At 60.1% G+C, this 12,795-nt stretch carries 9 protein-coding genes and 1 pseudogene; 1 reads left to right on the top strand and 9 read right to left on the bottom strand.

The window, feature by feature from the left end:
- Positions 1–29 precede the first annotated feature (29 nt).
- From J7J50_RS10800 to J7J50_RS25120, 3 genes are all read right to left on the bottom strand, one after another.
- Entirely contained in the window at positions 30–254 is a 225-nt protein-coding gene (locus tag J7J50_RS10800; protein WP_215055886.1) for a hypothetical protein, read from the bottom strand.
- Positions 255–356: 102 nt separating this feature from the next.
- Positions 357–1,733 (bottom strand): aspartate aminotransferase family protein, encoded by a 1,377-nt coding sequence (locus J7J50_RS10795; protein WP_215055885.1) that lies wholly within the window; start codon positions 1,731–1,733, stop codon positions 357–359.
- Positions 1,730–1,861 (bottom strand): hypothetical protein, encoded by a 132-nt coding sequence (locus J7J50_RS25120; RefSeq protein WP_285222271.1) that lies wholly within the window; start codon positions 1,859–1,861, stop codon positions 1,730–1,732. Before J7J50_RS25120 ends, J7J50_RS10795 begins: the two co-directional genes overlap by 4 nt.
- A 335-nt stretch (positions 1,862–2,196) precedes the next feature.
- On the opposite strand from J7J50_RS25120, the pseudogene J7J50_RS24775 reads away from it, so the two are divergent.
- A pseudogene (locus tag J7J50_RS24775) lies at positions 2,197–2,856 on the top strand (IS3 family transposase); the annotation flags it as partial.
- Positions 2,857–3,093: 237 nt separating this feature from the next.
- Here the strand turns inward: J7J50_RS24775 and J7J50_RS10780 are convergent.
- The 6 genes from J7J50_RS10780 to J7J50_RS10755 form a co-directional block, all read right to left on the bottom strand.
- Complete coding sequence (locus J7J50_RS10780; RefSeq protein WP_215055883.1) at positions 3,094–4,854, bottom strand: hypothetical protein; 1,761 nt, start codon at positions 4,852–4,854, stop codon at positions 3,094–3,096.
- Between the two features lie 113 nt (positions 4,855–4,967).
- Positions 4,968–5,390, bottom strand: a complete 423-nt coding sequence (locus tag J7J50_RS10775; protein ID WP_215055882.1) for a hypothetical protein — start codon at positions 5,388–5,390, stop codon at positions 4,968–4,970.
- A 572-nt stretch (positions 5,391–5,962) separates the two neighbouring features.
- Entirely contained in the window at positions 5,963–7,333 is a 1,371-nt protein-coding gene (locus tag J7J50_RS25270) for an ATP-binding protein (RefSeq protein ID WP_215055881.1), read from the bottom strand.
- Positions 7,334–7,361: 28 nt separating this feature from the next.
- Entirely contained in the window at positions 7,362–11,084 is a 3,723-nt protein-coding gene (locus tag J7J50_RS10765; RefSeq protein ID WP_215055880.1) for a DUF4157 domain-containing protein, read from the bottom strand.
- A gap of 5 nt (positions 11,085–11,089) precedes the next feature.
- A complete protein-coding gene (locus tag J7J50_RS10760) occupies positions 11,090–11,941 on the bottom strand; it encodes a hypothetical protein (protein WP_215055879.1) in 852 nt (283 codons plus the stop codon).
- A gap of 7 nt (positions 11,942–11,948) precedes the next feature.
- On the bottom strand, positions 11,949–12,788 hold the full coding sequence (locus tag J7J50_RS10755; RefSeq protein WP_215055878.1) for a fibronectin type III domain-containing protein: 840 nt from the start codon (positions 12,786–12,788) through the stop codon (positions 11,949–11,951).
- Positions 12,789–12,795: the final 7 nt, after the last annotated feature.

Here is a 12,795-nt window from a genome sequence, read left to right as displayed (position 1 = left end):
CCGGGGCTTTATTGGCGGCCATGCCTTGCTCAGCGCGCTGCAGCGTACTTTTGCCAGAACGCTTCCATTGCCGGCCTCCGCATTTCTCCGATGATCACCTCATCTCCAGGCGCGCGAAATCCCTTCCGGCTGTCGATCTCGCTTGCGCCGATCCGACGATGGACATCGCGCGTGTGTGCGTTGTCGGGCTTCACGGTAAACCACAGACGATCAAATCCAGCATCGACCAACGCTCCGATCATTTTCTCGATCAAGCCAACGGCCGCCTCGGTTCCCTACAGGCTCGTGATTTTTCGAAGGCGCAGCCGTCCATGCGCGCTGACCTGCGCGTTGTGGTATCCGAATACGCACGCCGGCTATCGCGTTACATAGCGATCCACAGCGCTCAAAGCGTCATCGATGATGGCCAGGCCCGTTCGCAAGTCCGCTTCATCGATGGTGAGTGGCGGTACGACATGTACCCGGTTGAAGTGGACGAAGGGCCACAACCCAAGGGCCTTGCATGCCGCGACGAGCTCAGCCATGGGACGGTTTTCGTCGCCAGTCGCGTTGTAGGGCACCAAGGGTTCACGGCTGGCCTGATCGCGCACCAGTTCGATTGCCCAGAACATGCCTAGGCCGCGCACGTCGCCGACCGATGGGTGCTTCCGCTTGAGTGCTTCCAGCGCGGGTCGCACGATCTGCTCGCCCAAGTTTCGAGCGCGCTCAATAATGCTGTCCTCGCGATACACGTTCAGGCATGCGACCGCGGCGGCGCACGCAAGGGGATGTCCGGAGTAGGTTAGTCCACCGGGAAACGGACGGTTCGCGAACGTGTTCGCGATGCGCTCGCTAACGATCACGCCACCTAACGGGACATAGCCGCAGTTCACCCCTTTGGCGAAGGTGATCAGATCCGGCACTACGCTCCAGCGGTCAATCGCGAACCACTCGCCGCAGCGGCCGAATCCGGCCATGACTTCGTCGGCGATCATTAGAATGCCGTGGCGGTCGCAAAGCTCGCGCACTCCCTGCAGGTAACCATCGGGCGGCACCAGGATGCCGTTTCCGCCCACAACAGACTCCAGCAGCACGGCCGCTACGGTGTGCGGTCCCTCTACCATGAGGGTGTCGGCCAGATGCGATAACGCCCGTTCGCACTCCTGCACCTCGGAGCTAGCATAGAACGCTGATCGGTAGTGATAGGGCCCCCAAAACTTGACCGTACCCGGCATCCCTGGCTCGGCGCCCCAACGACGCGGGTCCCCCGTCAGCGATATCGCCCCAGCGGTGGCGCCGTGATAGCTGCGATAAGCCGACAGGACCTTGAACCGCCCGGTGTGGTGCCGAGCGAGGCGCACGGCGTTCTCGACGGCCTCGGCACCGCCGCTGGTAAAGAACACCTTGTTGAGGTCGCCAGGCGCTACCTGCGCAATCAGCCGCGCCGCCTCGGCGGTGGCCTCGTTAGCGTGGTACGGCGCGAGAGTGCAAAGCTGCTCGGCCTGCGCCTTGATGGCGGCGATCAGCTTCGGATGCTGATGGCCCAAGTTGACGTTGACCAGCTGGCTGGAGAAGTCCAGCCATCGCTTTCCGGTTTCGTCCCAAAAGTACGAACCGCTCGCACCCACCACGACCAAGGGCTCCAGGGTCGCTTGCGCCGACCACGAATGGATGACGTGAGCGCGGTCGTTACGATAGGCCGCAGATCGCTCCATGGCGGCATCCTTGCTCAGAAATTCGATATCGGTCGTCATGGCATCGACTGCGTATGCGTGGAGCCGCAACAACCATCACTGGTCGCGGAAGCTTTCGATTCGCCCTCGGTGGCCGCTGCCCTCATAAAGAAATCGTCGCCGTTCTTGTGTTCTTTGCTCATCAGCATGGCTTTTCCTTGAGATCGAATCCCCGAACCCGGCTACACGTAGATCGAACTTAGAATCGGTCTTCCGCAATACATCGCGCGAGCGCATGTCAATTTGCGCGACAGTCCCGCGTAACCTGGGAATCGTCGTGTGACACGCATCACGTCATAGCTGAATGCGTGAAATTAGCCAATGCACAGGACGCACAGCACTGGTAACGGGGTTCCATTCTCCAGGTGTTGGCGACACCCTAATTGCTCAAGCCCTTTAGGTTCAAGGCCTAATGGCTACCGAGTGGACTGCCCGGGGAAATGTGGACACTTCCGGCCTATGATCCGAGCATAGGAGGAAGGCCATGAGTACGCAGCGATTTACTCCGGAATTCAAGCAAGAAGCGGTTCGTCAAATCGTCGAGCGCGGCCAAACGGTGGCCGAAGTATCAACCCGCACGGGCGTGTCGGCGCACAGGCGGTCACGCCGGACAAGGCCGAAAAACAAGCCGGCGAATTGATCGATGCAAAAAGCGAAATCCTCCGACTGCGCGCGCGGTTTCGACGCATGGAAGAGGAGCGCGACATCCAAAAAAAGGCGGCACGGTACTTCGCCAAGAAACCCGAGTGAAGTACCGCTTCATCAACGATCATCGCCACACCTTTCGCACCGCGACGATATGTCGGTTGCTACGCGTCGCCCGCGGCGGCTTTTATCAGTGGCTGCGCAAGCCGCGGTCTGACCGGACGATCGAGGACGACCGCCTGCTGGGCCTGATTCGTGATTCCTACACTGCCAGTAGCGGCGTGTATGGTTCGCGCCGTGTCTGCGGCGATCTGCGTGAAGCCGGCGAAGGCTGCAGCAAGCATCGTGTGGCCAAGATCATGCGAACCTGAAAAATCAAGGCGATTCGTGGCTATAAGGCGCCGCGCCGGATTGACGGCAGCGATGATTGGCAGCGGTTCTGTCGTTCGCATCGCCTGTCCCGAGCATGAGCCGACGAGGCAACTGCTGGGACAAGGCCTCGGTGGCGTTAGTCCCGAGGCTTTTGAACGCGCCTCACTTGAGGCTGGGCAGTGTCTTGATTTGCTGGACAGCCCACCTGCGCCCGCCGCTCGCTAGGCAGATTCAATCCTAAGCACAACGATGGGGATCAGGTTGAGCCACCCCGGCTTTCCGCGGCTTGGCCTCAGGCTCGAGGGCGCCGCGTGACCACCACGCATGACCCGGAAGCGAGAACGCTTCCGGGCCCGCGCCTTACCTAATTGGGTAGATACTCCAGGCCTTTCGCGCTCAACTTCGTAGCGGATTCGTTCCGCTCGTCGGCACTGAAGCCTTGCCCCGCCATGGTGTCCCGGTTGATCAGGAAGCTGAAGATACTCGGACCCTTGCCTTCTTCGTTCCTGGGGTATTGCGCGTTGCCATGGCAACCCATGCATCCACCCATTACCAGCTGATCGGCATTCGGAGGCAACTTCTTCACTCCCAGGATGCTTGGCAGCCCGCGCTTGGCTAGCAGGGTGAATTGCTGCTTGTCGGGGTCGGGATCCTTGACTCCGCCCTTGAACAACTGGATGCCGGGCTGGCTGCTCTCGATCACGATATTCGCCAGGTAATAGTCCTGGGTAAGCGGATCAGGCGTAGCCGGCGTGACGGAGCTGTCCTCGTTCGTGGGCAACACCTGGAGCCCCACGAGACGATAATATCGCCATACCGAATCCTTGAACGCGGGCGTGCTGGCCATGGCTTGCTGGACTTCGGCGTTGACGTCATAGACAGCGCTTGTCGCCACCGGTGGATTCTGGACCTTGATCGGACCCGAAAACCCGCGAGGCACGGTGAATTTGCCCGGAATGACATCGTAGCCGTGGGCACTGTCTATCGCGCCCGCCAAGGGCAGCGAGACCAGGGTCCGGTTGGATCCGGAATTGAGGATGGCCGACGGCCGCGTCCCTGACGGTACCGATGCATCGTATTGCAGTTGGTCATAGAGGTTGACGACATACAACCCGGTGTCTTTATTTTCCGGCGTGGTCAGGCTGTCCACCTGTTCGAAGGTGGTGTAGACGAACGTCGGATAGTTCTCCATCTTGCGCAGGATGTGCAGGCCGACCAGACCGAAGGTGGCCACCCGCGCCCGGGTCTGACCATTCTCCTCGTAGTAGTACAGGGCCTCGGCCGTGTGATAGCGGCCGGACGCGATCAAGTCGGGAGTCATTTCCCGCCATGCCGACTTGACCTCCACGGATTCTCCCTGGTCCGTCCCGTTGGGAGGCAATTCCAGTGCAGTTGGGGGCTTCTGGGCGTTGTAGATGGATTTTATATAACCATATTCGACAGGGTTCACCCTGGCCTGGAACAATATGATGTGATCGTCCTGGGGATTGCCCGACGGCGTGTTGCCGTTTTTCGGGAAGAAGATCTGGTTCTGGCCGATCTGGGTATTTTCGTCGAGGTTGTTGAATCGGGCATCGGCCGACGCGACCTTGATATTTTGGAAGGCGTACTCAGGATCCAGGGTAGCGAGGTTCCCTCTGGGGGCCGATCCCGCGGGGAACAGCTCGGACCGGTGAGCGAAGGTTTCCCAGACCAGCTGATTGCTGCCGAAGTTGGAACCGGCGGTTCTGCCGCTCTGGTAGAAGTCGCTGGCGCCGGATGCGGCAAAGTTGCGGCCAGGATCGATGCTCCCCCGCACTACCGGCGACTTGCCGGCGACATCGACGCCATTCTTCTGCGCGGGGGAATTGAAGTGGATGAACTGCCGCCAGGCAAAGCGGGCGTATTCCGCGTGGGTGATGTTGGGTTTGTAGGGGTCGTAGTTGTACGCTGGCGGCGCGGCGGGCAGAGCCGCCGGGGTCGCGGTCAGGTCAGCCGCCGTGATCGGCGCGCCGCCCGGAAACGGTGTTTTCTGATCCTTGGAGACCGATGAAGCGGCGACAGTGGGCTCGGTTTTTTTCGTACACGATGTGGACATCGCCAGCGCACCGGCAAGTGCACCGAACATAATGATTCCGGTCTTCATTGCTGCACTCCGTCATTGTTGCGCTCCGTGGTGAATCCGGACGATCCATCGCGGCAGCCATGGGAATTCATGAGTTATCACGCCGCCCCATTTCAGCCTGGGACGGGGGCGGGTCAGCCCACGTACTGGTACCACTGGATCACGAAGTTGGTATCGTTGAAATCATTATCGGTACCGTCTTCCGTCACGTACAAGTTGCCCCCACCGAGTGTTTTGTTGATGAAGAACACGACTGGATTGCCCGCCGAGACTTGCGGGACGTATGGCCCGCTGCTGCCGAACTGGACCTGCATCCCGTGCGCCATGGTGAACCTGCCGGCTCCGTTCTGGAGGAAGCCGACGTTGACGCCGCTTCCCGAGATCGGGAAGTTCGCCTGACTGCCATCCAGGCAATAGAAACTGATGGGTTTGCCGCCGGCGTCGATGACCTGGACGTATTGCGTGTATGAGGCCTGATGCATCGCCGTGAACGTCACGAGCTTGCCGTCGGGGATGTACTCCAGGGACTGGGGTTTCGACCATTGGATCGTTGCCATGATGAAATCTCCTTATCTTGATTGGCTTCCAGGACTGGGTGAGGCGCCGCTGCTGTCTTTACCGGCTCCGCGGAGCCAGCGGCTCCCGTCAAAACACGCGGGCCTAAATTGGAAACTGGTGTTTCGCGCGGCGACTTTCCCTGATCAACGACACAGGGCGATAAGTGACGAAGTAGTCTTGGGTTCGTGGATAGCAGCCTTACTTCTGTGATCCAACGGAAGCACCGTCGTCTTAGGTTCAAGCATCTGCGCCTTAATTAGCGCATCGCCAGCTACTACGCTGTTAAGCGGAAGCTGCGGCCAAATTTTTCGATCGATACTTGATTCGGATCACAAAATTTTGCTTCTATTTCGCGCTAGTGCGACTTCGCTCGCAATTGCCGGCGGGTATCCACGAAATCCTGGAACTCCCTACGGATCGACCGCCCCAAGCAGAGAGATGATTAGCAGCGAGTCCACGGAGGCAAAGCAGCCGACCCGCTTCGGGGATTACCAATGGATTTTCAACCCCGCAATCACGTCCCGCGCTCAGGATCGTATCCAGTTGCTCGATGCGTGGTCGTAGCTGCTCGCTATTCGAGCCTGTTCTCTTTTGTGTTTTCGCGGCGTATGCCGTCGAGGAAATCCTGCAGGCGCAGCACACGCTCATCACGGGAAATCGCCTGCAACGATACATAGCGAATGACGTTCATGATCATTCCGCCGCTCAGCTCGTAGCGATTGGCGATCTGCGCAAGATCGATGCCTGATTCGAGCGCTGCTATGGGCGGCAGCCCTTTCTTCCAGATGAGAAGGCGCTCGCTCTGACGCGGCATCGGAAAGTGGACGAGGTGCTCGAAGCGGCGCGCGAAGGCTTCGTCGACGTTACCCGCGAGATTCGATGCCAAGATGATCAAGCCTGAGAAGGTCTCGATCCGCTGCAGCAGGAATGAGACCTCCTGGTTGGCATAGCGATCGTGTGCGTCGCGCACTTGCGTGCGCTTGCCGAACAGCGCGTCGGCTTCGTCGAAGAACAGGATCCAGTCCTTGTGCTCAGCCCGGTCGAATAACCCAGCTAGATTCTTCTCCGTTTCGCCAATGAATTTTGAAACGACCATCGACAGGTCGACCTTATAGACCTCGCGACCGGTCATTTTTCCAAGCACCGTCGCGGTCATGGTCTTGCCCGTACCAGGCGGCCCGAAGAACAGCGCACGACAGCCCGGGCGCAGCTTGCTTCGCATCTTCCATTCGTCGAGAAGCACGTTGCCGTTGCGCACCCAGTTCTTGAGTTCGCGGATCTCGGTGAGCGTGCGCGGCGGGAGGACCAGATCGTCCCACTCCATGCCGCTCTCGAGTTTTTGCGCGGGGAACTTCAGTGAGGCGCGAGGCGCGCGGACCTTGCCATTGATGAAACGCTCGGCTAGATCGGCGTCGATCATCAGCCGACCGCTCATGGGCGGATCGCCCTCCACGGCGTCTTCCAGATATACGACGCGATTGTGTACCAGCGGATGATCGCCCGCGAGAAGTTTTTGCCAGCGCATGCGCGCTTCCAGATCATCGCCCGCGAGGAGGAACAATGCGGTGTCGCCGGTGGGCAGGAATCCGCGATGTTGTTTGCCGCGCACACCGCCGAACTGCGGGAATTCACCCGCGCCAGGATGCGCAAGCTGCAGCAGCGAATCGAAGAACTCGGGCTTGAGCGAAGGCGCGAGCGCCAGCATGAGCAGCAGTTGCGCGTCCCTGTCGGGGTTGAAATCGCGCAGGAAATCGCCGTAACCCGTTTCATCCGCTCCGATCCTGGATTCGGTCAGCGGGGGCTGTGCAAGCTCGTGCGAGCCCGTGCCGAACAGGATGCGCAGCCTCGATTCAAGCGCGGCTTCGAAACGCTGGTAGGCGCTCTCGATCGAACTCCTTTCGGGAATCAGTGGCACGACCTCGGCACGTTGCGACTTCTCCACCTGCTTCTCCTTCAATCCAGTGCCGGATTCATTTGTCCTTCCAGCACCACATCGTGCGATGCAGCGTGAATGGACCCTTCGGCGTATCGACGGTGAAGCCGTCGGTCATCTCGAGCATCAGCGTCCAGTAACAAGCATCGCCGAACATCTTGGCGATGTAGAACTCATCCACAGCGACGTTCGTGATCCGATAGATGTGCTTTTTGTCGACATGAATATCAAGCTCGATGAAGCTTGGCTTCGGGTCCACGACGTCATGATCACCGGCGACCTTCATGTATGAGTGCACATCGACGACATACACGTTGATTGATGCGCCCTTGGGGAAGTGGTCGCCGCCAGACGCCGCCGGAACGGTGTGCGCGTTCAGGACTTTGACGTCGCGCGGCAAGGTCGTAACCACGGTGGTGTATTCCGGTCCTTCGCTCACCGGCAGCTTTGCCGCTTCCCGCTCGGCCTTCTCCTTCGCCGCTTTCTCGGCCGCCGCCTTCTTCTGTTCAATCGCCTGGACGGATTCTTTGTAGAAAATATCCGGCTTTTTCTTGTTCTTGTCGTAGAACGCCACGAGGGTTTCGTCGCCCAGAATGCCGTCCTGCTTCACACCGACCTTGCCCTGCATGTCGTACACCGCATCGGCAAACTCGTCCGAACCCACCTTGATGCCAGGCTTGGCAATGAAGATTGTCGGATCCCAGCCATGAATCTTCTGGAAGACAGTGTTCTGCTTGCGCGCGTTTGGATAATTAATGTTGCGCTGCGGCGGAGTCTGCGGCGGGGGAGCTTCCTTTTTCTCGGCCTCGGCCTTCGCGCGTTCGATGTCCAGCTTTCCCGACTTCGGATCGCGCGCCTGCTCGAGCAGCTTCTGCATCGTCGCGCGATCCTTGAATTCCTCCATCGACAGTCCGCTGTCCTGGATCTTCTTCAGAAGCTTCTCCACGTCTTCCTTCGTCACCTTCTTGCCATTCGGGTTGCCGAAAACCCGTTGCAGATCCGCCATGATCTGCGGTTCGAATTCCTTTTCCCACGAGTCTCGATGCGCGCGCATTGCCGCCGAACCGTCCGCCATCCCGCCCTTCGCCTCGAATTTCATCGTCGGAATCGCCTCATCGGCGATGTGGCAGTGATATTCCTTGAGCCCATCGCCCAGGACGCGGTTGATGAGGTTCTGGTAGGTAGGTGCGATGTGATCCTTCAACAGCTGGCGCACGTTCGGCGTGATTATATTTTCATTGAACCACTGCGTTCCGACCACCAGGCCCACCATCGCGCCGATGCCGAGCTGCGCGACGAGCCCCCACAGGCAACCGAGGCCCGGCGGTGTCAGGCATGAAACGACCTGCACGCCGACGCGGATCAAATCCACCGCGGCCGTACAGATGTCCACCCAACGCTTCACGTTCTGAATCGCTTCGACGATGTTCTGGATCTGCTGGATGACGTCGCCCCACTCGTCTTCGAGTTTCTGCTTGCTCTCCTCGAACAACTTGCGAGCGCGGCAGATCTGCTCGCCGAACCGCTCGTCGAGTTCGGCCTGGAATTTCTCCACGACCTTGTCCATGGCGGAATGGAAACACTGCGCGAAGAAGTTGAAGCTTTCGGTGATGAACGACGAGAACACCGCCTTGCAGACCACCATCAGCGCCTGGATTAGCCGCGACTGCCAGCTGACCTTGACCAGGCCGGTTTCGCTCATGCCCAAGACCTTGGTGCGAATGCCGGTCATCTTCGTTTTCATCTTCTCGAAAACCGCGAGCGCCTTGTCCCAGGCACTGCCGAGCATGAAGCGGACCTTGCCGAGGAACTTCCCGGCGCGTCCGCTCCAGAACATCAATTGCTTGTACTCCTTGACCTCCTTCTTCTCGACCGGTTTCAGCGAACGCCCCTGTCGGCCCAAGGCCTTCTCGAAACGCACTTTCTCGACGTGCGATTTCAAGCCGCCCTTGGTCTGCGCGCGAAACTTCATGCCCCAGGCGGAGCGGACCTTTTCCCAGTCCTGCGCCCGATCGGTCCAGTAGTTCGCTCCCCGATCGGCGGTATTTCGCTGGACGCGCCGCGACGCCCCCGCGCCGGCGCTCGATATCGAAAGTTTCGTCGACGGCGACGCGAACTTCATGCGCGCGGTCGTCTTCGCCGGCTCCGACAGCGGCCCGAGCACCAGCTTGCGCATATTCGCCAGTTCGTCGAAATACTCTTGCGGCGGCGCCACGTCCGTATTCCCGGGCAAGGCCGTGTACAGGTAAACGCCGTTGCCCGCGCTCGCCACCCACAGCCGCGTCTTCTTGTCGGGCGTGGTGCTCTTCGACGGAATCTTTTGCTGGGTGGCGAAGTTGTCGAAGTTCAGAAAATCGGGAATCTTGAGATCGAGCCGTTCGACATCGATGCTGGCCCGCGTCTGCCCACCGTTGACATGGTTGGCCTGCTTGACGAAATCTTTGTAACCGCGCGTATAGCTGTTTAGCTGATTCACGCCGGCTTTGAGCTTGCTGGTAGCGAAAGGCTTGAGCTCGCCGATCCAGATCTTCTCGGGAAAATCGCCGTCCCAGTCGCGCGTGCCTTTCTTGCGTTTCAAGCGCCGCGGCAGCGAGTCGACCGCGGGCTGCGTGCCGCGCGAATCCGTGTTGTTCATGTTCACGAAGCGGTCCTCGGTGTCCGCTTCCTTGTAAGCCTTGACGCCGGTGACGTGATGCGCGGGCGAGGATTTGTACAGGTCCGCCACACCGATCAGATTGAGCATCGGCACGAACCGATCCGCCCCAGGGATCGCCGCTTCCGTGACCAACTGATCGTCGTGATCACGCAGCAGTTTCTCGATCACGCCGTGCGTCGCCGTGCCTGAGACCCACGCCCCGCCCCCCGAGTAGTAAGGCTTGTCTTCGCGCGACGGCGAGATCGTCTTCGGGTCCGCCTTTTCGCGCACTACGCCTGCGCCCGCAGAGCCCGACTGTTGCACGACGTGCGTTAGCTCATGCGCGAGCAGGTGCTTGCCCGAGTCCGTATCTGGGCGATATTGTCCGGCGCCGAAATAGACGTCCCTGCCACTTGTGAACGCGAGGCTGCGTACGCCGCGATTCAGATGCTCCGACTCTCCGCCGGTGTGGATGCGCACGCTGGAAAAATCGTAACCGAAACGCGACTCCATGAAGTCGCGCGTCGAGGCGGACATTGCCGCGCCACCACCGCGCGAACCTTCGAGACGAGATTCCATGTCGGCCGGTGGTGAGACGTCACCGGTCTCGCGCTTGGGACTGACCGGCGTCTGCTGCTCGGCGGGATCGATATCCTCCTTCTCCTCTTCGACTTCGTCCGGTTCCTTCGCTTCCTCGCTGATGGAGCAGCTCTCGGTCGATTCGCGCTGGATGTGCAATGGCCCGGGCGCCCTTTGCATCGACATCGCGCGCGGATCCGGCGAACGCATGACGGTGTCCGCCATGCGATCGGCTTCCTGTTCGAAGCGATCTCCCGGCGCACCGATGGTGAGCTTCGTTTGCAACTTGATGTCGTTCCCGAAGCAGGCACTGCATTTCGTTTGTACGGTGGGTATAGTTGAAGATGATTCCGGCTTGGCCTGAACGGCCAGATCCGGCTCGTCGACAGTGGCGTCTTCCTTCTGTTGGACCGTTTCCTCGTTCTCGCACGCGGAGCACTTGGCCTGCACCATCGAATTGAAGAACGATGGCGACGACGGGCGTGTGCTGAAGAACCCGCGACTTGCCGAGCTCGACGGTTCCTTACTCGCGGCCTTGGTCTGCATAGCGCTCAGAACCTCTTCCTCAACCCGGGAAACAGCTTCAGCAAATCCGCATTCAACATGAACTGAAACCCCGACTGCTTGAGATCCGGCAGGCCCGGTGTCTGGTTCATAAGCCAAGTCGGGTCGGCACCCGGGCCCATGCCCGGCATCAACATCGGATACGGACTCAGCGAGTTGAACGTTTTTCCTTCCGCCTTCAACGCACCGCCGAAGAAGTCCAGACCAAACTTTCCGCCAGTGAGGCTGAAGCCCTTGCCTGTGGGGTCGTAGCTGGATTCGAGGCCGAACGTGGCTCCCGAGGGCATGAATGACGGACGGTTCTTCCACAGATCCAGATAGGGATTCAGGGTAAAATCCGCGGACAACCCGATGTCGTTCTTGCCGGCGGCGGGGAGTTTGTAGTTGAAGCCGTTGATGGGCGAGTACGGGATCCATCCCAGCGGCTTGCCGATGTTCACACCCGATAGACTCTCGCGCAGTTGCGGATTCGACGCGAATGCCAGGCCGGCCACGCCCAGGTTCACGCCGAGGAAGCCGATCATCGCGGCTTTATCGGCGGGGCTTGCCTTGTCCCACAACGTGTATTTCAGGCTCGCCAGACGCGGTTCGTACCACTTCTTGAACGATTCGTTCTCAGCGAGTTTCTCGCCGGCGGTCTTGAGCCCTTCGATGATCGGGTCCTTCTTCTCTTCCTCGGTCGTGGTGGCGGGCGCGTCCTCCTTCTGCACCGCGGGCGCAACGCTGGCCGCGATGGGCTTGAAGTACGGATCGCCGAACGCGGGCCCGCTCTGCGGCTTGAAGAACGTCGCGTCGCGGTTCTGCGTGCCTTCGATTTTCCTGTATTTTCGCTTGCTCATCTGTCACCTATTGACGATGGCCCGGCGGACCTTCGGCGGGGGTCTGCACCAGCGATATCTCGGAGAACTCGCTGGCGTTGCCCGCGCGATCGAAGGCACGCACGCGATATCGGTAACCGATGTCGAAGCGAAGATCTCCGGAATCCGCCGCGCGCGTCGTGGCGACCGACTTCAGCGTTCTGAAATCCGGGCAGAGCTCGCCGTCGCAGCGCTGGATCTCGTAGCGCACCACACCAAAATCATCCGTGGCGGCTCGCCAGGAAAGGTCGATGGTCATCCTGGGTGCGCCGAATCTGAATTCCGCCACGAAGCCGGCCGGCGCGGTGGGCGGCTGCTTGTCGATCACGGCCGGTTGTATGGACAGTTGATAGGTTCGGCTGCAACTGGCGCCGCCGGCCTCTTTCGAACCCACGATCAGGCCGAAACTGAAGCTTCCTTCGAGCGACGGCATTCCGGAAATCTGTGCGAATTCGGAATTCGGCACTGGCCTGTTCGGAGACCCGACCGGCAAGCGCAGTGCCACGCCATTGCACAGGAATTCGGCGCCGGCGACTTTCTCCTCGCAGCGAGCGCCCGCGCTCGTCCCGGTCGGCGCGCTGATGAACGCCCAGAACTTGCGCTCGCCCTCGCTGTTGAGCAGCTCGATGCGCGAATCGAAGGCGACGCCCACCTTGGCCTGGAAGACATGCGGCGGCTGTTGCGCGCAATCGAGTTCGAAGTCGATATCCTGCGGCGCGGACCAGGCGTTGCTGCTCAACAGCAACGCGGGCATGACCCACAGCAGCGATGCCAGGCGGAGAAAATCTCCGCCCGGCACCCGCTTCGCGTGTGATCTTGAATCACTCACGATCCAG

The sequence above is a fragment of the Lysobacter sp. ISL-50 genome (genome assembly GCF_018612875.1).
GTDB lineage: Bacteria > Pseudomonadota > Gammaproteobacteria > Xanthomonadales > Xanthomonadaceae > Lysobacter.
This window is presented reverse-complemented; position numbering and strand designations above follow the sequence as displayed.